This window comes from Streptomyces sp. RK62 (assembly GCF_018070255.1).
Lineage (GTDB): Bacteria > Actinomycetota > Actinomycetes > Streptomycetales > Streptomycetaceae > Streptomyces > Streptomyces nigra.
Genome location: NZ_JAGPYD010000005.1, coordinates 1 through 21,098, shown reverse-complemented (window position 1 = coordinate 21,098; position 21,098 = coordinate 1). Strand labels below are relative to the sequence as shown.

Genomic DNA, 21,098 nt, shown 5'->3' with positions numbered 1-21,098 from the left:
TCTCGGCGGTCGCTGACGACGTGTCCTCAGCACACCACCGGGAGCCCGGCCGATCATTGCCGCGCACACCCCGAGTGGGGGTACAGCAGGCTGTACCCCGGGGCGGTTCCGTCACCGTCGGCGGGCGTCCTCCAGATAGTGCAGGACGGCCGCGACCCGCCGGTCCAGCTGGTCCGTCGGGGCCAGGTCGAGCTTGGCGAAGATGCTGCGGATGTGCTTGTGGACGGCCCCGTCGGTGACGACGAGCCGCTCCGCGATGGCGCTGTTGCCCAGGCCCTCGGCCATCAGGCCGAGCACGTCCTTCTCGCGGGGGCTGAGGCGTTCCAGGCGGGTGTCCCGGCGGGACCGGGTGAAGAGCTGGGCGACGACCTCGGGGTCGATGGCGGTGCCGCCGTCGGCGACCCTGTGCAGCGCGTCGAGGAACTCCTCGACCCGGCCGACGCGTTCCTTCAGCAGATAGCCGAGACCGCCGACACCGCCCGTGAGCAGTTCGGTGGCGAAGCTCTGCTCGACGTAGGCGGACAGGACGAGCACGGTGAGGGAGGGGTGGCGGCGCCGGGCCTCGACGGCGGCGCGGATGCCTTCGTCGGTGTGGGTGGGCGGCATACGGACGTCGAGGATGGCGACGTCCGGTGTGTGGCGGTCGACGGCGTCCAGGGCCTCGTCGGGGGTGCCGGCCGTGGCGACCACGTCGAGGGACTCGGCGCGCAGCAGCAGGGCCAGCCCTTCGCGCAGGAGGGGGTCGTCCTCGGCGATCACGATCCGCATGGCAGGTCCACTTCCAGGGTTGTCGGGCCGCCCGGCGGGCTCGCCAGGCGGAACGTACCGTCGTGGGCGGCGACGCGCCGCCGGATGCCGGCGAGTCCGGAGCCGGTGCCGGGCCCGCCGTCACCGGACTCGGACGGGGCCGTGGCGCCGCCGTGCCCGTCGTCCTCGACGGTCAGCAGGAGCCGTCCGCCGGTCAGCCGGGCGGTGACGGTGGCCCGGCTCGCACCGCTGTGCTTGGCGATGTTCGTGAGGGCCTCGGCGACGACGAAGTACGCGGTCGACTCCACGGATGCGGCGCAGCGCCGGGGTACGTCCACGTCGACGCGGCACGGTACGGCGCACTCGGCGGCGAGCCCGGTGAGCGCCCCGGCCAGGCCCCGGTGGGACAGGACGGGCGGCAGGATGCTGCGGGAGACGGCCCGCAGGTCGGCGAGTGCCTGCTCGGCGGCGGACTGGGCGCGCTCCAGGAGTTCCTGGGCGCCGGCCGGGTCGCGGGCCACCATCCGGCGGGCGGCGCCGAGCAGCACGGTCACGGACACGATCCGGTTCTGTGTGCCGTCGTGCAGGGCGCGTTCGATACGGCGGAGTTCGGCGGCGTGGGCGTCCAGGGCGGCGGCACGGGTGGCGGTCAGTTCGGCGACACGCAGGGAGAGGTCGGTCTCCGGGCCCGCCGCGAGCAGGCGCCGCCCCGGATGGGCCTGGGCGCGTGCCATGGCCGGGCCGAGGCCCAGGATGATGGCGATCCAGCCGACGCCGAGGAGCGCGACGGCGACGGCGTCCGCCCATGAGGTCGACGAGCCGATGCCGATCGACGTGGCCGTCACATCCGCGGGGACGAACCGCCAGTACAGCGGGAACGTCAGATCCCGTACGGCGAGGATCGGCAGCAAGAAGCCGAGGAGCCCCAGCGGCAGGCCAACGACGACATGCCGGGCGAGCCAGCGCAGTTCGCGCCGGGTGGTGGGGTCGCGCAGGGCGGCGCGCGGGCTGTCCGTCGGCGGCTCGGGTGCCACCACCTCGGGCCCGAAGCGGGCGAGCCGCGCGCGTTCCGCACCGGCCAGCCGATGCAGGGCGCGCAGCGCGGCCGGCGCGGCGAGCAGCCCCACGGCGAGGGGGACGGTGAGGGCGCAGACGACCAGCAGGATCAGGACGAGCAGCGCGAGGAAGGCCGTACGAAGTCCGGAGACCAGCTGCCTGATCGCGCCCAGCGCGTCCCGCACGACTCCCCCGACGTACCCCCGCCGGCCTGTGCCCGGGTGTTCGTCGCCGTTCGACATGCCCACTCCTTCCGTCGAGCGCGGCGCGAACGACCCTATAAGAGGAGGTGAGCCGCCATGACCCCGCTCGGCGGCAGGTAGAGCCTGCTGTACCCCGGGGCCGGGTGCCTGCGGGATCGAAGGGGTGGGCGGTGATCCGTAGCGTCGGACCCGCAGCGTCCCGTCCCCAGGAGGAGCCATGTCCCGTCCCGAATCGCCCGCCCGTGTCGACCTCGCCCGTGCCCTTCTGTGGCCGGCGCTCGTGGTCAGCGTGCTGGGCAACGCCGTGGCGTCCATCGCCGGTGCCGACACGGCCGTGAACCTGGCCTTCGGGGCGTTCACCGCGGTGACGGCGGCGACGCTGGCGGTCCGGCGGTGGCGCGAGCACGGGTGACCGGCAGGTCTGGCGTGCAACTTCGGTGCGCACGCGGCCCATTGACGTCCCTCGCCCCCGCCGTTACGTTCCGAGAGCGCTCTCTCATCCGTCCTCCGGTTCCCCAGGCCGACGCTCGTGGCGGTGGCCGCAAGGAGAGGGGCACCGCCCTGGCAGGGAGGCCCCATGACTCCCGTACGAACGCTCCTCCGGTCCCCGTGGGCCGCGCTGTGCGCGCTGGCGCTCCTCGTGGGACTCGCCCCGCAGGCGGCCTCCGCCCCGGCACCGAAGGCGGCCGTCTGCAACAAGTTCTGCGACGCCCGCGACCCCGCCCTCTCCCCCGGCGACCGTACGCCGGTGACGGCCTCCCTGTTCGGGCGGTCGATCGTCCTGCACTTCGACGACGCCGACGCCATGGGCTGGGCCTCCCTCGACAACGGCAGCCCCGGTGACGAGGTGTGGCTCGACCGCTCCTTCGACGGCGGACGCTCCTGGAGCGCCGGGAGCAGGCTCGGCGCCACGACCGTGCCCGCCGATCGCCGGGGCTGGCGCACGCTGATGTACAACGTGGACGACTGGGCCGGCCACGGCGTCGGCGCGCTGCGCGCCTGCGGCAGGGCCGGCGACCGGACCGAGATCGCCTGCACGCCGTGGGCGCGCACCACCTGGAACGCCGGTGACCGGCGGACGGCGGCGGCCACCGGGCTGATGACCTTCTACTCGTACGCGACCGGCCTGTTCGCCACGACCGGCTGGTGGAACTCGGCGAACGCCCTGACCGCGGTCATCGACAACATCCGCGTGTCAGGGATGGGGAGTTACCGGTACGCGATCTCCCGCACCTACGACCTGAACGTGAGCGCGCAGGGCGGGCAGTTCCGCAACGACTACATCGACGACACCGGCTGGTGGGGGCTGGCCTGGATCGCCGCGTACGACCTGACCGGGGACGCCCGCTATCTCGCCACGGCCCGCGCGGACGCCGAGCACATGGCGGCGTACTGGGACGGCACCTGCGGCGGCGGCGTGTGGTGGAGCACGGCCCGGACGTACAAGAACGCCATCGCCAACTCCCTGTACATCCACCTCAACGCGGCCCTGCACAACAGGATCGCCGGCGACACGACGTACCGGGACCGCGCCCGGGCGGGCTGGGCCTGGTTCCAGGGCACCGGGATGATCAACTCCTCGCAGCTGGTGAACGACGGTGTCGACCTGGCCACCTGCCGGAACAACGGGCAGCCCGTCTGGTCCTACAACCAGGGCGTCCTGCTCGGCGCCCTCACCGAGTTGCACCGCGCCACCGGGGACGGCGCCCTGCTGACCAGGGCCCGGCAGATCGCCGACGCCGCGACGACCGCCCCCTCCCTCCACACCGCCGACGGCATCCTGCGCGACCCCTGCGAGGGCGGTGACTGCGGTGCCGACGGGCCGTCGTTCAAGGGCGCACATGTGCGCGGGCTGCGCAAGCTGGACGCGGCGCTGCCGGACCACCCGTACACGGCGTATCTGCGCCGCCAGGCCGACCGCGCCCACGCCGGCGACCGCACCCCGCTCGACCACTACGGGCTGCGCTGGTCGGGCCCTGTCGACACGGTGGACGCGGCACGTCAGCAGAGCGCGCTGGATCTGCTGAACGCGGCGCCCTAGCAGTCGTGTTGGCGGCGGCGCAGGGTGCGCCATGCCGCCACCGTCAGGGAGACGGTGAACAGGGCCGCGGTCACGAGGATCCAGCGGACGAGGAAGACGTCACCGGGCAGCCGCGTGGCCGGCTCGTAGCGGGCCACGCCGCCGCTGATCAGCGGGAACCACACCAGGAGCAGCAGGGCGGACGCGGTGGCGGGCAGCCGTACGTGGTTCAGCAGGTAGGGGGCGCGCGAGCCGAACAGTGCGCGCAGGCCCGCGTCGATCGCCGAGTACAGGGGGACGAGGACCAGGTCGTGCACCAGGGCCGCGCCGACCACCCAGTACACGACCGTGATCCACTCGTCGGCGTCCAGCAGCCGCAGGCCCGCGTAGCAGACCAGGACGAGGGAGGCGGCGGTGAGCAGCAGGTGCCCGGGGCCCGCCCCGTACCAGCGGCGCCACCACAGTCCCGCGCTCCACGAACTCGGTGCGGGGTTCGGCGTGCTCGTCATGCCACCCTCCCGAACGACAGCCGGGCGACCCACTTGGTGTTGAGGACACCGGGGCCGGCCGGGACGATGACGCGCGCCGGGTAGCCGTGGTCGGGCGACAGGTCGGCGCCGTTGACCTGGAGGGCGAGGAGGGAGTCGGCGTCGCGCACCTGGTTGTGGCGCAGGGCCGCCCGGCGGAAGGAGCCGTGCAGTTGCAGGGACTCGACCAGGACGTCCGGCGCGTCGTCCGGCTCGTATCCGACCAGCGCGGCCAGGTCCCGCAGCCGTACGCCGCGCCAGTGCTGGTTCTCCGTCGACCAGCCCTCGACACAGGCGATGGGCAGGGCGGCGGTGTGCTGGGGCATGGCCAGCAAGTCGGTGCGGGAGAGGCGTACTTGGCCTCGGGGGCCGGTGACCACGAGCCGCCACGCCTCCCCCGTCTGCCGGTCGGTGACACCGGCGAGGGCGGCCGGTTTGTTGATCTGGAAGCCGTTGGGTCCGTCGGCGGGGTCGCCGCCGCCGTGCGGGGCGAACAGCGCGGTGCGGTGCAGCGGCCCGCCGATGCTCTGGCCTGCCGTGGTGAGGAGCAGCAGCATCGAGCCGCCACCGACGAGTGCGGCCAGCCCGCGCCGCGAGAGGGTCGGCGGCGCGGGGTCGGGAGCGGCCAGGTCGTCGGATGCCGTGGTGTCGGATGCCGTGCGGACCGGCGGGCGGGCGGTGGTGGTGCGGATGTACGCGAGCGGGCCGCCGTGCTGTCGGAGGGTGCGTACGGTCCCCGGGATCCGCAGCGCGGCGTGGGCGGCGAAGGCGGACATGAAGACCCAGGCGCCGTAGAAGTGCAGGCGGTAGAAGGAGCCGGGGAAGACGTAGTCGAGCTGGACGTTGAGGACGCCGGTGAGGAAGGTGAACAGGCCGCCGCCCACCAGGAACAGCAGGGAGAGGCGGTCCAGTGCCTGGGACACGGACCGTACGGGCGGCAGGGCGAAGAACCGGGGGATGACCGACCACAGCTTGGCGAGCAGCACCGGGATCAGCGCCACGCCCACGGTGACGTGGACGCCCTGGGTGACCCGGTACAGCCAGTACGGACGGGTCGGCCATGCGAAGAGGTAGAAGCCGAGCAGGCCCTTGTCCGGCGTCTTGTCGTTCAGCGGCGACAGGTCGGGGTTGTAGGCGGCGTACGACAGCAGCCCCGTCACGAACAGCAGCGGCACCCCGGCCAGCAGCACGGCACCGAGCAGGGACGTCAGCCAGGTCCCGCGCAGAGGGCTGCGCCAGAAACGCGGCGACACGGGCAGACGGTCCACCAGCGCACGTAGGTCGCGTCGGTCGGTCATGGGGGCGGGCCTCGGCTCTCGGCTGGGCGGCGATGCTGACTGTCCCGGACAGTAGGGCGCCGACGACCAAGGAAGTCTTTTGCCGAGGTGACGAAAGTCTGACGGCGGCCTTTTCGGGCGCGAGTGGCCGACGGCCGCCGTCTGCTCAATAGTGTGAGGAACGGGTCCTTCGCACGGGACGACGTGTCACCGTTCCAGGGAGACGAGCTGTGAGTTCTCTTTCACCCGGGTTCCACGGACGCGGCCGCCCCGCGTCCCTCAGCGAACGCCTGCCGCCCGGCCAGTACCCGACGGAGTCCTTCCCCGTCCTGTCCGCCGGCCCCACCCCCAGGGTGCCCACCGAGACCTGGACGTTCACGGTCACCACCGAGACCGGCCAGGAACACGGCTGGACGTGGGACGAGATGACGGCCCTCCCGCAGGAGGAGTCCGTGCACGACATCCACTGCGTCACCCGCTGGTCGAAATTCGACACCCGATGGCGCGGGGTCAGCCTCGACACCCTGCTCGCCGACGTCGACACGGCCGCCGAGTACGCCGTGGCCCACAGCTACGGCGGCTACACCACCAACCTGCCCCTCGAGGACCTCCTCGACGGCAAGGCATGGCTCGTGCACACGTACGACGACTATCCCCTCTCCCCCGAGCACGGCGGTCCCGCCCGCCTCCTCGTGCCGCACCTGTACTTCTGGAAGTCCGCGAAGTGGGTGCGCGGCCTGCGGCTGACGCAGGACGACGAGCCGGGGTTCTGGGAGACCGCCGGGTACCACAACTACGGCGACCCCTGGCGGGAGCAGCGGCACTGGGGGGACTGACCATGCCGATCCCCTGGCGTTCCGCCCGGCTCGTGAAGCGCGAGGACCAGACGGCCTCCGCCCGCACCCTCGTCCTGGAGGCTCCGGGCTGGCCCGGGCACCTGGCCGGACAGCACGTCGACGTACGGCTCACCGCCGACGACGGCTACCAGGCGACCCGCAGCTACTCGCTGGCCGCGCCCGCCGACGGCGACCGTCTCGAACTGGGTGTGCAGTCCACGGCCGGAGGCGAGGTCTCGCCCTACCTCGTGCACGACCTGCCGATCGGGTCGGCCGTGGAGGTGCGCGGTCCGCTGGGGCACTGGTTCGTGTGGCGGGCCGAGCAGAGCGAGCCGGTGCTGCTGGTGGCGGGCGGCTCCGGGGTCGTCCCGCTGATGGCGATGATCCGCGCCCGTCGCCAGGCGGCCTCCGGGGGCCCGTTCCAGCTGGTGTACTCCGTGCGCGGCGAGCCCGACCTCTGGTACCGCGACGAACTGCGCGCCGGCGGCCCCGACCTGGACGTCCGCGTCCTGTACACGCGGCAGGCCCCGCCGGGCAGCACGCGGGCCGCCGGCCGGCTCACCGCGGCCGACCTGGAACCGGCGGTCGGTCGGCTCACGCCTGCCGGGACCGTCTACGTCTGCGGGCCCACCGCCTTCGTCGAGACGGCCGCCGATCTGCTGACGTCCTCGGGGCAGGACCCCGCCCGCATCCGCACCGAACGGTTCGGGTGAGCCCCGTTTCCCCACGACTCCCGGAGGTCATCGATGGCCCAGGTCTCCCCGCACCACGACTCCCCGCACCTCGACGGCAACAGCCTCGCCGGGCCGCTGTCGGACCTCTTCGCCGTCGACGTCACCCAGGCCTGGTGGCGCTGTCCGGGCTGCGGCTCCACCGGCCCGCTGGCCGAGCTGCACGTGTACGGCCCCGAGCCCGGTCTGACCGCGCGCTGCGCGCACTGCTCCCAGGTGGCGCTGCGCCTGGTCCGGCACGAGGAGCACACCTGGCTCACGCTGGGCGGCGCGGAGGGCGCGTTCCGGTTCCGGACCGCCCGGTAGGGGGCTCCTCAGACGGCGTTCTCGCGCCTACGGGCGGCCACGGTGGGTCCGTGTCCTCGTCGGCCCCACGGTAGAGGGGCCCGGCCGGGGCGTTGACCCCGGCCGGCGGCACCGGTCCCTCCCCTACGCGGCGGCGGGGAAGTCCGTCGCGGGGGCGGAGTCCGCAGTGGCGTCCAGGTTGGCCTGGAGGGCCTGGACCTTCGCGGTGGCGTAGGCGTGCGAGTCCGAGCCGAGCACCTGACGCAGCGGTCCCGCACCGGTCCGCACGCGGTCGATGATCGCGGCGGCCCCCTTGACCGGGTCGCCGAGCTGGCTGCCCTGGAGCTTGAGGTGGGACTCGACCATCTCGCGCAGAGCCGGGTAGTGCTCGGTGGTGGCGGTGGGCAGGGCGAGGGAGTCCTGGGTGAGGAAGTCGGTGCGGAAGTAGCCCGGTTCGACGATGGTCACGTCGATCCCGAAGTCGGCCGCCTCGGTGGCGAGCGCCTCGCTCAGGCCCTCCAGCGCGAACTTGCCGGCGCAGTAGAGCGCCCAGCCGGGCACGGCGGTCAGACCGAGGACCGAGGACACGTTCACGATGTGGCCGGAGCGCTGCTCGCGCAGGACGGGCAGCGCGGCGCGCAGTACGTTCCAGACGCCGACGACCTGTACGTCGAGCATGTCGCGGACGTCCTGGCCGCTGGTCTCCTCGACCGCGCCGAGGAAGCCGTAGCCGGCGTTGTTGACGACGACGTCCAGGCCGCCGAAGTGGTCGGTGGTCCGGCGCACCGCCTGCTTCACCTGCTCCTCGTCCCGCAGGTCGACGGTCAGCGGGAGCAGACGCGTGGTGTCGACGTCGTCGCCGAGCGCGGCGAGCAGACGCTCGGACGACCGGGTGGTCGCGGCGACGCCGTCACCGCGCTCGAGGAGCTGCCGGACCAGTTCCAGTCCCAGGCCGCGGGAGGTGCCGGTGACGAACCAGGTGGCGGGTCGGTCGGTCGGGAAAGCCATGATCGTCCTCCTGTGGAGCGGGCCGCTCCGGGGCGGTTCCCCGGTGTTCGGCATGACTCCAGACTGGAACCGCGGAGGTGGCCGTGGGGGCGCATATCCCGCCCTGCGCGACCGAGGACGCCGCAACCTAGGACGCGTGGACCCAGTCCGGGACGGCCGGTTTCGGCGACACTGGTGGCGTGGCCAAGACGAACAAGGAACTCGCCGACTTCCTGCGGCGGGCCCGCGGTCAGGGTGATCCCGCCCGGGCCGGGCTCCCCGCCGATGGACGGGTGCGCCGGGTGCCGGGGCTGCGCCGCGAGGAGGTCGCCTTCCTGGCCGGTGTGTCCACCGACTACTACACGCGCCTCGAACAGGGCCGGCCCATCACGCCCTCCCCGGCGGTGGTGGAGGCCCTGGGCCGGGCTCTCGGCCTCGACGCCACCGGGCGCGCCCACCTCCACGACCTGATCGGCGGCGGCGCGGCACCCGGGCGGCGGCCCCGGCCGGTCCAGCGGGTGCGTCCGGGGCTCTACCAGCTGCTGGACTCCCTCGACGGCGAGCCGGCGCTGGTCCTGGGCCGCCGCACCGACATCCTGGCCGCCAACCGCATGGCCAAGGCGCTGTTCAGCGACTTCGACCAACGGCCGCCCAGGGAGCGCAACTACGCGCGCTGGATGTTCCTGGACGACGACGCCCGCTCCCTGTTCGTGGACTGGGAGGACCAGGCGCGGGCCGCGGTGGAGAGCCTGCGGTTCGAGGTCGGGCGGGCCCCCGACGACCCGGCGACGCTCGCGCTCGTCGAGGATCTGCGAGCCCGCAGCCGGGCGTTCGACGAGTGGTGGGAGCAGCACCGCGTCCACCAGCGCACCCACGGCTCCAAACGGCTCCGCCACCCCCTCGTCGGCGAGCTCACCGTCGACTACGAGACGCTGGCGCTGCCCGGCGACCCGGACACCACCCTGTTCGTGTACACGGCCGAGGCCGGGTCGGCGTCGAAACGGGCCCTGGATCTGCTGGCCAGCTGGACCCTCCCGGACGTGCCGGGCACGCGTGCGGACCACGCGCCGGAGTCCTGACCCGCCCGGGGCCGCCGCGAAATCGGTTGGCGGCGGCCGGGCCCGTGCCTACCGTTCGCCGTGATGGAGATGTCGTTCCGGAAGCTGCCGGAGAACCAGCACGAGATCGTCCTCCGCGACCGCAAGGGGCCGGACGTCCGGCTGCCCGCGCAGCCCGTGGGCCCGACCATGCCGCACGACCTGGTGCACGCCGTCGTGGAGACCGCCCTCGGCATCGAGGACGGCTTCTGGGGCGCCACAGCGCGCGGGGCCACCTTCCAGGGGTTCCTCCTCGTCACTGCCGGCCGGCACCGGCGCTCGGGCCTGAAGGTGCTGCGCCGGGACGGCGACGCGGTGCTGGCCGCCGAGCTGCGGGTGAACTGGGCGTACCGGGTCTGGCGCGGCCTGCCCACGGAGGGCCGCGGGGCCGGTCCCGCGCTGCTCACCGCATACGAGCCGGCCAGGACCGGGCCACGCCTAGACACCGCCGCGGCCCGCTGGGCGGCGGTCCCGGAGGGCGGGGCACTGGTCCGGCGCTGGGGCACGGACTGCTAGCCCGGCGCGCTGCGTACCCTTGCGGCATGCGGATGCGCCCCACTCTCGTCTGGACGCCGGCCGAGGACTGGCCGGCCGGCACCACGGACCTCGCTCCGGTCGTCGACGCGCTGGACACGGGCGGGGTACTGGTGCTCAGCGGGGCGGGGATCTCCACCGAGTCCGGTATCCCCGACTACCGGGGCGAGGGCGGCAGTCTGAGCCGGCACACCCCGATGACGTACCAGGAGTTCACGTCCAGCGCCCAGGCCCGCCGCCGTTACTGGGCGCGCAGCCACCTGGGCTGGCGGACCTTCGGGCGGGCCCACCCCAACGCCGGGCACCGGGCCGTGGCCGCGTTCGGACGGCACGGCCTGCTCACGGGTGTGATCACGCAGAACGTGGACGGTCTGCACCAGGCCGCGGGCAGCACGGACGCCGTGGAGCTGCACGGCGGCCTGACGCGGGTGGTCTGCCTGTCCTGCGGGACCTTCAGTCCGCGCGCCGAGCTGGCCGCCCGGCTCGAGGAAGCCAACGCGGGCTTCGACCCGGTGGCCGCCGCGATCAACCCGGACGGTGACGCCGACCTCACCGACGAGCAGGTCAGGGACTTCCAGGTGCTGCCCTGCACACGCTGCGGGGGCATCCTCAAGCCGGACGTCGTGTTCTTCGGCGAGAACGTCCCCCCGGCCCGCGTCGAGCGCTGCCGCACGCTGGTCGCCGAGGCGACGTCGCTGCTGGTCCTGGGCTCCTCGCTGACGGTGATGTCCGGGCTGCGGTTCGTGCGGCAGGCCGCCGAGGCGGGCAAGCCGGTCCTGATCGTCAACCGCGACCCCACCCGGGGCGACCGCCACGCCGTCGCCCGGGTCGCCCTCCCCCTGGGCCCGGCCCTCACGTCGGTCGCCGCCCGCCTGGACATCCGGGTCGACTGATCCGCCTCTACGGACGGCTCCGCCGGGCCAGTTCCTCGGCGTAGTTGTGCGCGGCGGCACTGCCCTGCCGCCCGGGCGACAGCTTCACGATCGCCTTGTCCTTCTCCGGGTTGCCGCTCAGGTAGGCCTCGGTGAGGACGTACGGCAGCCCGTCCACGCTGAAGCGGATGCTGCCGTCGGGGTAGGCGCTGACGCGGATCCGCCGACCGTCGGGCAGCTCGATGGGCTCGGCCACGAAGTGGGCTTTCAGGGGCAGTTCCGCCATGTGAGGCTCCTTACCGGCTCGGTGGGAGCCGAGGCTAGCGTCCGGCACGACGCCCTGTGCCCAGGTTCCGCGCGACCGGCCCCGGAACGCCCCCTACCTGCATGGAAAGGCACATGCGGGGCAGACGGAGTCTCTGACCCGGGGAGGATGTGTATGACGATCACGGAGCAGTCCGCCGAGACCGAGGCCGCCGAGGCCACCTGCTGCGGACGGCATGACAGCCCGCCCGCCACGTCGGACGACGAGACGCCGCGCGAGCGCGTCAACCGGCGCTGGAACGAGGTCCTGCAGGAGACGCGGGTCGCCCAGACCGGTGTGCAGATCCTCTTCGGCTTTCTGCTCAGCGTGGCCTTCACCCCGCTGTTCCGGGAGCTGGAGACGCTGGACAAGGGCATCTACGTCACGACGGTGGTGCTGGGCGCGTCGGCCACCGGATCGCTCATAGCGCCCGTGTCGATCCACCGCTTCCTGTCCGGGCAGCGCATGAAGGACGAACTCGTGGAGGCGGCCGGCCGGCTGATGATGTTCGGCATGGTCCTGCTGGCGCTGACCATCGGCTGCACGCTTCTGCTGATCCTCCGCTTCGTCGTGCCGGGCGTCCTGGCCGAGGTGCTCGTCGGCGGCGTCATGCTGTGGTTCGGCCTGTGCTGGTACCTCCTGCCGCTGCGCCTGCGCCGCCGGGCCGAGCGCCGCGCCCGCACACAGGACGCGTAGGGCCGCCTCTGACCCGGTGGCCATAGCGATCGACCCGGTGGCCATGGCGATCACGGCCCCTCGTCGTCCGACACACCCCCCGACGACTCCCGCACCACCAGCTCCGTAGGCAGCATCAACTGCTGTCGTTCCGCGCCCGGTTCGGTGATCTCGGCGAGGATGCGGACCATCGCGCTGCCGAGTTCCTCCACGGGCTGACGGACCGTCGTCAGCGGCGGGTTGGTCCAGCGGGCGTGCGGGGAGTCCTCGAAGCCGACGACCGCCACGTCCTCCGGCACCTTCCGCTTCTGGCGCCGCAGCTCCTCCAGCGCGCCGATCGCCATGAGGTCGGAGGCGGCGAAGACGGCGTCGAGGTCGGGGGCTCGTTCAAGAAGCGAACGCATCGCCCTGGAACCGCTCTCCCAGCTGAAGTCGCCCACCTCGACGAGGTCCTGGCGGGCGGGCACACCTGCCTCGTCGTGCGCCGTCTGCCAGCCCTCGAGGCGGCTGCGGCCGACGTCCATGTCGAGCGGACCGGCGATCGCGGCCACCCGTTTCCGGCCACTTCCCAGGAGGTGGCGGACCGCCTGGATCGCTCCCCCGGTGTTGTCCGCGTGGACATAGCTCAGCGCCTCGTCGGCGTCGCGGCGGCCGGCGAGGACCGTGGGCAGGCCCATCTCCTCCAGCATGGCGGGCAGCGGGTCGTCGGAGTGCACGGAGACCAGCAGGACGCCGTCGACGCGGCGGGTGGCCACGGACTCGGTGAGCTGCTCCCGTTCGGCCTGGTCGCGGACGAGCATCAGCTGGAGCTGGGTGCGGCTGTCGGCGAGAGCCTGGCTGACGCCTCTGATCAGGGCGGCGAAGAAGGGCTCCGAGCCGAGGCGGCTCGCGGACTCGGGGATGACGAGGGCCACCGCGTCGGTCCGGCTGGTGACCAGACCGCGGGCGACCGAGTTCGGCACGTAGTTGAGCTCCTTGATCGCCGCGAGGACTCTGGAGCGCGCCTCGGCGCTGACCAGTTCCGAGCCGTTCACGACGCGGGACACCGTCGTACGGCCCACACCGGCGCGGGCCGCGACCGTCTTGATCGTCGGACGGCGGTTCCCAGCCATGCGCTCCCCTCCCTGCATCCGCGGCAGCTCCCTCCGCGTAGGTGACCAGCGCCAATTCTGGCAGACGGCACCGTCGGAGAGGTGGCCCGTCCCGGGACGAAAAATGAACGCGAATCGTGCGGAACGACGGTTCTTCGCGTTCAAGTCATTGACAGATGCGCTCGCTCCGGAGAGTCTGCCATCCATCGTTGGGAACGTGCCCACCCGAGATTGGGCACGTTCCCACCCCACTCGCCGGAGCCGCTGCGGTCATCGTTTTCGTGTCGGGGACACGTCTGCGCAGGCCGTTGGGAGGAGAACCATGAGCAGTCTCGGATCGTTGCGCGGAAAGAGGCTGGCGGCAGCAGCTGCGGCCGTCAGCGCGCTGGCCCTCGTCGCTGGTTGCAGCAGCGGCGACGACTCGGTCACGGGCGGCGGCAAGAAGGACGGCAAGGTCACCATCACCATGGGCCTGTTCGGGGTCATGGGCCTGAAGGAGACCGGCCTGCTGGAGCAGTACGAGAAGGAGAACCCGAACGTCACGATCAAGGCGGAGATCGCCGGTGACGAGCAGACCTACTACACCGCGCTGCAGACCAGGCTCGCCGGCGGCAAGGGCCTGAAGGACATCCAGGGCATCGAGATCGGCCGGGCCAAGGAGATCACCGAGACCCAGGCCGACAAGTTCGCGGACTTCTCCGACGTCTCCGGCACCGACCACTTCCTGCCGTGGAAGGAGTCCCAGATCAGCACCAAGGACGGCAAGGTGCTGGGCCTGGGCACCGACATCGGCCCCATGGCCGTCTGTTACCGCAAGGACTACTTCGAGCAGGCCGGCCTGCCCACCGACCGCGAGGAGGTCGGCAAGCTCTGGGAGGGCGACTGGAGCAAGTACGTCGAGGTCGGCCGCACCTTCAAGAAGGACTTCAAGGGCGACAAGGTCGCCTACATGGACTCCTCCAGCGGTCTGTTCAACGCGATGGTCTACGGCTACCCGGAGCAGTACTACAACGAGAAGGGCGACCTGATCTACGACTCGAACCCGGTCGTGAAGGACGCCTGGAAGCTCGCCGCCGACGCCGGTGAGGGCGGGCTGACGGCCAAGCTCCGTCAGTTCCAGCCGGGTTGGGACCCCGGTCTGGCCAACGGCACGTTCGCGACGGCCGTGTGCCCCGCGTGGATGCTCAGCCACATCAGTGAGAAGGCCGGCGACGCCAACAAGGGCAAGTGGGACGTCGCACGGGCCCCGAAGGGCGCCAACTGGGGCGGTTCCTTCCTCGGTGTGATCGAGCAGAGCCCGGTGAAGGAGGAGGCCAAGAAGCTCGTCGCGTGGCTGACCGCGCCCGAGCAGCAGGCCCACATCTTCAAGGAGATAGGCAACATCCCCTCCTCGAAGACGGCCCTGGACAACCCCGACGTGAAGAACGCCAAGTCGGAGTACTTCGACAACGCGCCGATCGGCGAGATCTTCGGCGCCGCCGCCCAGGAGATCCCGGACAAGCAGGTCCTCGGCCGCAAGGACGGCACGATCAAGGACACCTTCTCCCAGGGCCTGGCCCTGATCGAGCAGGGCACCAAGCGTGACGAGGCGTGGGAGACCACCACGGAGCGCATCGAGAAGGCCGTCGGCTGACCCGATGCCCACCGCGGCCGCCCGGGCCCGCGCGCGTGATCGCGGGCGGGCCCGGGGCCGGCCGTCCCCACCCCCACTCAGGAAGGAAGTCCGGTGGCCACCTCCACCACCAAGGCCCTGGCCGGCGAGGAGCCGCCGGCCCCGCCCGGCACCGAGGGCGACGCGTCCGCCCGGCGGCGCGGCTCCCTGCTGCACCGGCTCGACGTCAAGGGCGCGCCGTACGCGTTCGTCGCACCGTTCTTCGTGGTCTTCGCCGCGTTCAGCTTCTACCCGCTCATCTACACGTCGTGGATCTCGCTGCACCATGTGGAGCTGGCCACGCTCGATGTACGGGAGTGGGTGGGCCTCGACAACTACACCGAGCTGTGGCAGGACGAGCGCTTCTGGAACGCGCTGACGAACACCATCACGATCGGTGTCATCTCGACCGTGCCGCAGCTGCTGATGGCGCTCGGTCTGGCGCATCTGCTCAACTACCGGATGCGCGCCTCGCTGTTCTTCCGGGTCGCGTCGCTCGTGCCGTACGCCACGTCGGTCGCCGCCGCCGCGCTCGTCTTCACGATGATCTACGAGCGTGACTTCGGCATGATCAACTGGGCGCTCGGCTCGATCGGTATCGACCCGCTGGACTGGGAGGCCGAGAAGTGGCCGTCCCAGGTCGCGATCTCCACCATCGTCATCTGGCGCTGGACCGGGTACAACGCGCTGCTCTACCTGGCCGCGATGCAGGCCATCCCGGCCGAGCGCTACGAGGCGGCGTCGATCGACGGTGCCTCCCGCTGGAAGCAGTTCACCAACGTCACCGTGCCCGGGATCCGTTCCACGATCGTCTTCACCATCGTGCTGTCGACGATCGGCGCCACGCAGCTCTTCGGTGAGCCGCTGATCTTCGGTCAGGGACCGAACGGTGTCACCGGCGGCGCGGACAACCAGTACCAGACGCTGGGTCTGCTGCTGTACGAGGAGGGCTGGAAGAACTACCAGATGGGCCGCTCGGCGACCGTCGCCTGGGCGATGTTCCTGCTGCTCGTCCTCGCCTTCGCCGTACAGCGCCTGATCAAGCGCCTGCGGGCCCGTTCGTCCTGACCTGGAGCCGACATGACCACTCAAAGCCTCCCGGTCCGGACGGACGCCCCGGCCCGGACCCCCGAACCGACGACCGGCCGCGGTGGCCGCCGGCGCCTGCTGCGGATGCGCGCCGGACGCCAGCACCACGCGGGACCGCTCGCCTATGTCCTGCTCGCCGTCATGGCGATCCTGTCGATCTTCCCGCTGTACTGGACGATGGTGGCGGCGTCGACGGACAACACCCGGGTCAGCCAGACCCCGCCGCCGTTCCTGCCCGGCCCCAACCTGTTCAGCAACCTCGCCCGTGCCTGGGATGAGGCGGCGATGGGCAAGGCGATGGTCAACAGCCTGATCGTGGCCGGGGTGATCGCCCTGTCCACGGTGCTGTTCGCGACGCTCGCCGGATTCGCCTTCGCCAAGCTGCGGTTCAAGGGGCGCAACATCCTGCTGATGCTGGTGATCGGCACGATGATGGTGCCGCCCCAGCTCGGTGTCGTCCCGCTGTTCATGATGATGTCCGAGCTCGGCTGGTCGCAGCAGCTGCCCGCCGTCATCTTCCCGACGCTGGTCAGCGCGGTCGGCGTGTTCTTCATGCGCCAGTACCTGTCGGAGGCGCTGCCGGACGAGCTGGTCGAGGCCGGACGCGTGGACGGGGCGCACTCGTTGCGCATCTTCTGGAGCATCGTGCTCCCGGTGGCGCGGCCCGCCATGGCCGTCCTGTTCATGATCACGTTCGTGCACGCCTGGAACGACTTCTTCTGGCCGTTCGTGGTGCTCGACATGACCAACCCGACGGTTCCGGTCGCCCTCACCCAGCTCAGTGCCGGCTATGTCCGCGACCAGTCGCTGATCATGGCGGGCGCGCTGCTCGGCACGCTTCCGCTGCTGGCGATGTTCATCGTCTTCGGACGGCAGATCGTCAGCGGCATCATGGCCGGCGCCGTCAAGGGCTGACCCCGCACACCGGCCCGGCCGCACCTCGCCGGGTCCGCTCAATCCGTGTCGGCCCTTCGCCCCACGCGAACGGCCCCACTTCTGAAAGGACTTCCGTGGTCACCGCCGCACAGCAGAGCGGGTCCGCCATCGACGGCACCCGCACCTTCCCCAAGAACTTCCTCTGGGGCTCCGCGACCGCCTCGTACCAGATCGAGGGGGCGGCCGCCGAGGACGGGCGCACGCCGTCGATCTGGGACACCTACGCCAGGACGCCGGGACGGGTCCGCAACGGCGACACCGGTGACATCGCCACCGACCACTACCACCGCTGGCGCGAGGACGTCGCGCTCATGGCCGAACTCGGCCTGGGCGCCTACCGGTTCTCGCTCGCCTGGCCCCGTATTCAGCCCACCGGGCGCGGCCCGGCCGTGCAGAAGGGCCTGGACTTCTACCGGCGCCTGACGGACGAGCTCCTTGAGAAGGGCATCCAGCCCGTCGCCACCCTCTACCACTGGGATCTGCCGCAGGAGCTGGAGGACGCCGGCGGCTGGCCGGAGCGCGCCACCGCCGAGCGGTTCGCCGAGTACGCGGCGATCGCCGCCGACGCCCTCGGTGACCGGGTGAAGACCTGGACCACGCTCAACGAGCCCTGGTGCAGCGCCTTCCTGGGCTACGGCTCCGGTGTGCACGCGCCGGGCCGGACCGACCCGGTGGCCGCGCTGCGCGCCGCGCACCACCTCAACCTGGCGCACGGTCTGGCCGTGCAGGCGGTGCGCGACCGGACGCCGGCCGGCACGCAGTGCTCGGTCACGCTCAACATCCACCACGTCCGCCCGCTGACGACGCGGGAGGCCGACGTCGACGCGGCCCGCCGGATCGACGCCCTCGCCAACCGGGTCTTCACCGGCCCGATGCTGCAGGGCGCCTACCCGGAGGACCTGTTCAAGGACACGGCGTCGCTGACGGACTGGTCGTTCGTGGCCGACGGGGACCTGGAGCGGATCCACCAGCCGCTGGACTTCCTCGGCGTCAACTACTACACGCCCACGCTGGTCTCCGAGACCGACGGCAGCGGTACGCACAACTCCGACGGGCACGGCAACAGCCCGCACAGCCCGTGGCCGGCCGCCGACAAGGTCTCCTTCCACCAGCCGCCGGGCACCACGACCGCCATGGGCTGGGCCGTCGACGCGACCGGTCTGTACGACCTGCTGCGTCGGCTGTCGCAGGACTTCCCGCGCCTGCCGCTGGTCATCACCGAGAACGGCGCGGCGTTCGACGACTACGCCGACCCTGAGGGGCGCGTCAACGACCCGGCGCGGATCGCGTACGTCCGCGACCACCTGGCCGCCGTGCACCGGGCCATCGCGGACGGCTCCGATGTGCGGGGCTACTTCCTGTGGTCCCTGCTGGACAACTTCGAGTGGGCCCACGGCTACAGCAAGCGCTTCGGCGCGGTGTACGTGGACTACCCGACCGGCACGCGCATCCCGAAGGCCAGCGCCCGCTGGTACGCCGAGGTGGCCCGCACGGGCGTGCTGCCCGGCGCCTGACCGGAATCCCGGGGCGGCTGCTCCCCCGGCCGCCCCACGGGCCGCCCCCGCGCCGAGGAGGGGACGGGGGCGAGCCCCCTCCGGGCGGGCCGCGCACACGCGCGGCCCGCCCGGCTTTCGCGTCCGCGGAGCCCGCGCGAGGACCCGGTCCGGTGTGCCGTCAGCTCTGCCGCGGTGGTGCCGTGCTCTGGCGTATCACCAGGTGGGTGGCGAGTTCGATGCGCTGGGCGCCGGTGCCGGGGTCGTCGGGGCGCACGAGCATACGGGCGGCCTCCTCGGCCATGGTGCGCAGCGGCTGGTGGACGGTGGTGAGCGGCGGGCTCGACCACTGGGCGAGCGGCACGTCGTCGTAGCCGACCACGGACAGGTCCTCGGGTACGCGCAGGCCTTTGACGCGGGCCGCCTCCAGGACGCCGAGCGCCTGGAGGTCGCTGCCCGCGAAGATGGCCGTGGGGCGGTCGGGGCCGTCCAGCAGGGACATGGCGTGTTCGTAGCCGCCCTGGACGTGGAAGTCGCCGAAGCGCGTCAGCCGGGGGTCGCACTCCAGGCCGGCCATCGACATCGCCGAGCGGTAGCCGTCGAGCCGGGCCAGTGAGCACAGCATGTCCTCGGGTCCGGTGACGATGGCGATACGCCGGTGCCCGAGGTCCGTGAGGTGGCGGGTGGCGGCGAGACCGCCCGCCCAGTTCGCGGAGCCGACCGAGGGCACGTCCGGGTCCGGGTCGCCCGCCGGGTCGACGATGACGAAGGGGATCGCCGCCGCCCTGAGCCGCCGTTTGACGTCCTCGCGCAGGGTCGAGAAGACCAGCACCACGCCCATCGGACGGCGTTGCAGCACACCGGGCAGCCAGTCGGGGCCGGGGGTGTGCCGGGTGCCGCTCTCGGTGAGCGCGACGGTCGCCCGGTTCTCCCGGGCGACGTTCTCCACCCCCCTGATCAGCTCCATCGCCCAGACGCTCTCCAGTTCGTGGAAGACAAGCTCGATGAGCGGGGAGCGCGACCCTGCCTGGGCGCGCCGCCGGTAGCCGTGGACCTCGAGCAGGTGCTCCACCTTGGCGCGGGTCGCGCGGGAGACGTCCGTCCGTCCGTTCAGGACCTTCGAAACTGTCGGCATGGAGACACCGGCTTCTTTCGCTACCGCCGCCAATGTGACTCTGCCGCTCACCTCTTCGTCTTCGTGCATGAACGCAGGATAGGCCACCGCCGATCGGTAACGGTTCGGTCGAGTAGCGACACGACCGTTGACCGGATGTGGGCTCTGACCTACTGTCCCACCGCATGGACTTTCGGCGATGAGGCCGAAACTTTCGAAAGGCGAACGATGAAGACACGTGCGCGCTTGCCCAGACTGGTCGCCTGCGGTGCGACGCTCACCCTCGCGCTGACGCTCTCGGCCTGTGGGGACGGCGACGGGGGCTCGGGGTCCGACGGCAAGATCCATGTCCTGGTCTACGGGGACGCCACCAACAAGGTGGAGAAGCAGCTCGTCGAGAAGTTCAACAAGACCTCCGACGTCAAGGTCGTCCTCGACACCATCCCCGGTGCGGACTACCAGAAGAAGCTGCAGACGATCATCAACACCCCGCAGGCCCCGGACGTCTTCTTCAACTGGGGCGGCGGCAGCATCAAGCCGTTCGTCAAGGCCGGCCTCCTGATGCCGCTCGACGACTTCATCGAGAAGAACCCGGACCTGGAGAACAAGTTCCTGCCGTCCGTGTTCAACAACGCGGTGGTGGACGGCAAGCCGTACGGCGTCCCGATGCGCGGAACCCAGCCCGTCCTGCTCTTCCACAACAAGAAGGTGCTCGACGAGGCGGGCGTGAAGCCGCCGAAGACCTGGGACGAGCTCCTCGACGCCGTCAGCGCGCTGAAGGCCAAGGGCGTCACCCCGATCGCGCTCGGCGGCGGCGACATCTGGCCGACCCAGATGTGGTTCCAGTACCTCTACGACCGCGTGGCCGGCCCGGAGCTGTTCGCGAAGGCCATCGGCGGCGACAAGAGCGCCTGGGAGAGCCCGGACAGCAAGAAGGCGCTGAACATGATCAGGGAACTGGTCGACGCCGGGGCCTTCGGCAAGAACTACGACTCGGTCAAGTACACCAACGCCGGCTCCGTCCAGCTGGTCGCCTCCGGCAAGGCCGGCTTCGAGCTGATGGGCTCCTGGTACTACTCCCAGCAGCTCACCGACCACCCGGACTTCGCCGGGAAGAGCCTCGGCTACACCGCCTTCCCGACCGTCTCCGGCGGCAAGGGCGACCCGAAGAACGTGGCCGGCAACACCAACAACTACTACTCGGTCATGAAGAAGACCAAGCACCCCGAGGCCGTCGCCGAGTTCCTGAAGCTCATGTACTCCGACGACTTCGTCAAGGCGCAGCTGGACATCGGCAACCTGCCGACGACCACCAACACCAAGGACTTCCTCGACCAGGCCGCCGACCCGAAGTACTCCCGCTTCCAGTACGACCTGGTCGCCGACGCCCCGTCGTTCCAGCTGTCGTGGGACCAGGCGTACCCGCAGAAGGCCAGCTCGGACATGCACAAGGCCATCCAGCAGTTCTTCAACGGACAGCTCGACACGGACGGCTTCATCAAGGCCATGCAGGCTCTCCCGACCGACTGACGAACGGCTCATGACCACACAGATCACGAGCGCCCGGCCCGCC

At 71.5% G+C, this 21,098-nt stretch carries 22 protein-coding genes; 14 read left to right on the top strand and 8 right to left on the bottom strand.

Annotated elements, in window-relative coordinates; translation table 11 throughout:
• Positions 1-111: 111 nt before the first annotated feature.
• Positions 112-768, bottom strand: coding sequence for a response regulator transcription factor (locus KBY32_RS11000; RefSeq protein ID WP_210979769.1), 657 nt, complete (start codon positions 766-768; stop codon positions 112-114).
• The gene (locus tag KBY32_RS10995; protein ID WP_210979768.1) at positions 756-2,045 is read right to left on the bottom strand and encodes a sensor histidine kinase; all 1,290 of its coding nucleotides are present in this window, start codon (positions 2,043-2,045) and stop codon (positions 756-758) included. The genes KBY32_RS11000 and KBY32_RS10995 overlap by 13 nt, the downstream gene beginning before the upstream one ends.
• A 178-nt stretch (positions 2,046-2,223) precedes the next feature.
• On the opposite strand from KBY32_RS10995, the gene KBY32_RS10990 reads away from it, so the two are divergent.
• Both KBY32_RS10990 and KBY32_RS10985 read left to right on the top strand, forming a co-directional pair.
• Complete coding sequence (locus KBY32_RS10990; protein WP_055620313.1) at positions 2,224-2,418, top strand: hypothetical protein; 195 nt, start codon at positions 2,224-2,226, stop codon at positions 2,416-2,418.
• A gap of 165 nt (positions 2,419-2,583) precedes the next feature.
• Positions 2,584-4,047, top strand: coding sequence for a glycoside hydrolase family 76 protein (locus KBY32_RS10985; RefSeq protein WP_210979767.1), 1,464 nt, complete (start codon positions 2,584-2,586; stop codon positions 4,045-4,047).
• Here the strand turns inward: KBY32_RS10985 and KBY32_RS10980 are convergent.
• On the bottom strand, positions 4,044-4,535 hold the full coding sequence (locus tag KBY32_RS10980) for a hypothetical protein (RefSeq protein WP_247689315.1): 492 nt from the start codon (positions 4,533-4,535) through the stop codon (positions 4,044-4,046). The two genes, KBY32_RS10985 and KBY32_RS10980, sit on opposite strands and share 4 nt — an antisense overlap.
• Positions 4,532-5,851, bottom strand: a complete 1,320-nt coding sequence (locus KBY32_RS10975; RefSeq protein WP_210979766.1) for a molybdopterin-dependent oxidoreductase — start codon at positions 5,849-5,851, stop codon at positions 4,532-4,534. Before KBY32_RS10975 ends, KBY32_RS10980 begins: the two co-directional genes overlap by 4 nt.
• Positions 5,852-6,060: 209 nt before the next feature.
• On the opposite strand from KBY32_RS10975, the gene KBY32_RS10970 reads away from it, so the two are divergent.
• Genes KBY32_RS10970 through KBY32_RS10960 form a run of 3 tightly spaced genes read left to right on the top strand, consistent with a single transcriptional unit; the run spans position 6,061 to position 7,703 of the window.
• Positions 6,061-6,666, top strand: a complete 606-nt coding sequence (locus tag KBY32_RS10970; RefSeq protein ID WP_210979765.1) for a molybdopterin-dependent oxidoreductase — start codon at positions 6,061-6,063, stop codon at positions 6,664-6,666.
• 2 nt (positions 6,667-6,668) lie between these two features.
• Positions 6,669-7,379 carry a ferredoxin reductase gene (locus KBY32_RS10965; protein WP_210979764.1) on the top strand — a complete coding sequence of 237 codons (711 nt, stop codon included), beginning with the start codon at positions 6,669-6,671 and terminating at the stop codon, positions 7,377-7,379.
• A gap of 33 nt (positions 7,380-7,412) precedes the next feature.
• A complete protein-coding gene (locus KBY32_RS10960; RefSeq protein WP_115505226.1) occupies positions 7,413-7,703 on the top strand; it encodes a DUF6510 family protein in 291 nt (96 codons plus the stop codon).
• A 123-nt stretch (positions 7,704-7,826) separates the two neighbouring features.
• On the opposite strand, the gene KBY32_RS10955 is transcribed toward KBY32_RS10960, so the two are convergent.
• Positions 7,827-8,690, bottom strand: a complete 864-nt coding sequence (locus tag KBY32_RS10955) for an SDR family oxidoreductase (RefSeq protein ID WP_210979763.1) — start codon at positions 8,688-8,690, stop codon at positions 7,827-7,829.
• A 179-nt stretch (positions 8,691-8,869) separates the two neighbouring features.
• Between KBY32_RS10955 and KBY32_RS10950 the strand changes: the two genes are divergently transcribed.
• The 3 genes from KBY32_RS10950 (at position 8,870) to KBY32_RS10940 (ending at position 11,193) form a co-directional block, all read left to right on the top strand.
• Positions 8,870-9,748: a helix-turn-helix transcriptional regulator gene (locus tag KBY32_RS10950; RefSeq protein WP_210979762.1), complete on the top strand. Its 879-nt coding sequence runs from the start codon at positions 8,870-8,872 to the stop codon at positions 9,746-9,748.
• 63 nt (positions 9,749-9,811) lie between these two features.
• A complete protein-coding gene (locus KBY32_RS10945) occupies positions 9,812-10,282 on the top strand; it encodes a hypothetical protein (RefSeq protein ID WP_210979761.1) in 471 nt (156 codons plus the stop codon).
• A 26-nt stretch (positions 10,283-10,308) separates the two neighbouring features.
• Complete coding sequence (locus KBY32_RS10940; protein ID WP_055620304.1) at positions 10,309-11,193, top strand: NAD-dependent protein deacetylase; 885 nt, start codon at positions 10,309-10,311, stop codon at positions 11,191-11,193.
• A gap of 7 nt (positions 11,194-11,200) precedes the next feature.
• Here KBY32_RS10940 and KBY32_RS10935 read toward each other — a convergent pair whose 3' ends face one another.
• Entirely contained in the window at positions 11,201-11,458 is a 258-nt protein-coding gene (locus tag KBY32_RS10935; RefSeq protein ID WP_210979760.1) for a hypothetical protein, read from the bottom strand.
• A 153-nt stretch (positions 11,459-11,611) separates the two neighbouring features.
• Here KBY32_RS10935 and KBY32_RS10930 point away from each other — a divergent pair, with 153 nt between their 5' ends.
• The gene (locus KBY32_RS10930; protein ID WP_210979759.1) at positions 11,612-12,172 is read left to right on the top strand and encodes a DUF6328 family protein; all 561 of its coding nucleotides are present in this window, start codon (positions 11,612-11,614) and stop codon (positions 12,170-12,172) included.
• 50 nt (positions 12,173-12,222) lie between these two features.
• On the opposite strand, the gene KBY32_RS10925 is transcribed toward KBY32_RS10930, so the two are convergent.
• Positions 12,223-13,263 (bottom strand): LacI family DNA-binding transcriptional regulator, encoded by a 1,041-nt coding sequence (locus KBY32_RS10925; protein ID WP_210979758.1) that lies wholly within the window; start codon positions 13,261-13,263, stop codon positions 12,223-12,225.
• Between the two features lie 301 nt (positions 13,264-13,564).
• Between KBY32_RS10925 and KBY32_RS10920 the strand changes: the two genes are divergently transcribed.
• From KBY32_RS10920 to KBY32_RS10905, 4 genes are all read left to right on the top strand, one after another.
• Positions 13,565-14,875 (top strand): ABC transporter substrate-binding protein, encoded by a 1,311-nt coding sequence (locus KBY32_RS10920; protein ID WP_055620300.1) that lies wholly within the window; start codon positions 13,565-13,567, stop codon positions 14,873-14,875.
• Positions 14,876-14,968: 93 nt separating this feature from the next.
• Complete coding sequence (locus KBY32_RS10915) at positions 14,969-15,961, top strand: carbohydrate ABC transporter permease (protein ID WP_055620299.1); 993 nt, start codon at positions 14,969-14,971, stop codon at positions 15,959-15,961.
• A 12-nt stretch (positions 15,962-15,973) separates the two neighbouring features.
• On the top strand, positions 15,974-16,897 hold the full coding sequence (locus tag KBY32_RS10910) for a carbohydrate ABC transporter permease (RefSeq protein WP_115505233.1): 924 nt from the start codon (positions 15,974-15,976) through the stop codon (positions 16,895-16,897).
• A 95-nt stretch (positions 16,898-16,992) separates the two neighbouring features.
• The gene (locus KBY32_RS10905; protein ID WP_055620297.1) at positions 16,993-18,432 is read left to right on the top strand and encodes a GH1 family beta-glucosidase; all 1,440 of its coding nucleotides are present in this window, start codon (positions 16,993-16,995) and stop codon (positions 18,430-18,432) included.
• Positions 18,433-18,592: 160 nt separating this feature from the next.
• Here KBY32_RS10905 and KBY32_RS10900 read toward each other — a convergent pair whose 3' ends face one another.
• The gene (locus KBY32_RS10900; RefSeq protein WP_079033494.1) at positions 18,593-19,615 is read right to left on the bottom strand and encodes a LacI family DNA-binding transcriptional regulator; all 1,023 of its coding nucleotides are present in this window, start codon (positions 19,613-19,615) and stop codon (positions 18,593-18,595) included.
• 138 nt (positions 19,616-19,753) lie between these two features.
• Here KBY32_RS10900 and KBY32_RS10895 point away from each other — a divergent pair, with 138 nt between their 5' ends.
• Positions 19,754-21,055 (top strand): ABC transporter substrate-binding protein, encoded by a 1,302-nt coding sequence (locus tag KBY32_RS10895; RefSeq protein ID WP_115505236.1) that lies wholly within the window; start codon positions 19,754-19,756, stop codon positions 21,053-21,055.
• Positions 21,056-21,098 lie beyond the last annotated feature (43 nt).

What these genes read in the sequence shown, in the direction of transcription:
- KBY32_RS10925 (WP_210979758.1), bottom strand. Translation starts at nt 13,263, where the DNA reads ATGGCTGGGAACCGCCGTCCGACGATCAAGACGGTCGCGGCCCGCGCC.
- KBY32_RS10980 (WP_247689315.1), bottom strand. Translation starts at nt 4,535, where the DNA reads ATGACGAGCACGCCGAACCCCGCACCGAGTTCGTGGAGCGCGGGACTG.
- KBY32_RS10960 (WP_115505226.1), top strand. Translation starts at nt 7,413, where the DNA reads ATGGCCCAGGTCTCCCCGCACCACGACTCCCCGCACCTCGACGGCAAC.
- KBY32_RS10990 (WP_055620313.1), top strand. Translation starts at nt 2,224, where the DNA reads ATGTCCCGTCCCGAATCGCCCGCCCGTGTCGACCTCGCCCGTGCCCTT.
- KBY32_RS10985 (WP_210979767.1), top strand. Translation starts at nt 2,584, where the DNA reads ATGACTCCCGTACGAACGCTCCTCCGGTCCCCGTGGGCCGCGCTGTGC.
- KBY32_RS10910 (WP_115505233.1), top strand. Translation starts at nt 15,974, where the DNA reads ATGACCACTCAAAGCCTCCCGGTCCGGACGGACGCCCCGGCCCGGACC.
- KBY32_RS11000 (WP_210979769.1), bottom strand. Translation starts at nt 768, where the DNA reads ATGCGGATCGTGATCGCCGAGGACGACCCCCTCCTGCGCGAAGGGCTG.
- KBY32_RS10995 (WP_210979768.1), bottom strand. Translation starts at nt 2,045, where the DNA reads ATGTCGAACGGCGACGAACACCCGGGCACAGGCCGGCGGGGGTACGTC.
- KBY32_RS10935 (WP_210979760.1), bottom strand. Translation starts at nt 11,458, where the DNA reads ATGGCGGAACTGCCCCTGAAAGCCCACTTCGTGGCCGAGCCCATCGAG.
- KBY32_RS10955 (WP_210979763.1), bottom strand. Translation starts at nt 8,690, where the DNA reads ATGGCTTTCCCGACCGACCGACCCGCCACCTGGTTCGTCACCGGCACC.
- KBY32_RS10965 (WP_210979764.1), top strand. Translation starts at nt 6,669, where the DNA reads ATGCCGATCCCCTGGCGTTCCGCCCGGCTCGTGAAGCGCGAGGACCAG.
- KBY32_RS10930 (WP_210979759.1), top strand. Translation starts at nt 11,612, where the DNA reads ATGACGATCACGGAGCAGTCCGCCGAGACCGAGGCCGCCGAGGCCACC.
- KBY32_RS10900 (WP_079033494.1), bottom strand. Translation starts at nt 19,615, where the DNA reads ATGCACGAAGACGAAGAGGTGAGCGGCAGAGTCACATTGGCGGCGGTA.
- KBY32_RS10895 (WP_115505236.1), top strand. Translation starts at nt 19,754, where the DNA reads ATGAAGACACGTGCGCGCTTGCCCAGACTGGTCGCCTGCGGTGCGACG.
- KBY32_RS10920 (WP_055620300.1), top strand. Translation starts at nt 13,565, where the DNA reads ATGAGCAGTCTCGGATCGTTGCGCGGAAAGAGGCTGGCGGCAGCAGCT.
- KBY32_RS10945 (WP_210979761.1), top strand. Translation starts at nt 9,812, where the DNA reads ATGGAGATGTCGTTCCGGAAGCTGCCGGAGAACCAGCACGAGATCGTC.
- KBY32_RS10975 (WP_210979766.1), bottom strand. Translation starts at nt 5,851, where the DNA reads ATGACCGACCGACGCGACCTACGTGCGCTGGTGGACCGTCTGCCCGTG.
- KBY32_RS10940 (WP_055620304.1), top strand. Translation starts at nt 10,309, where the DNA reads ATGCGGATGCGCCCCACTCTCGTCTGGACGCCGGCCGAGGACTGGCCG.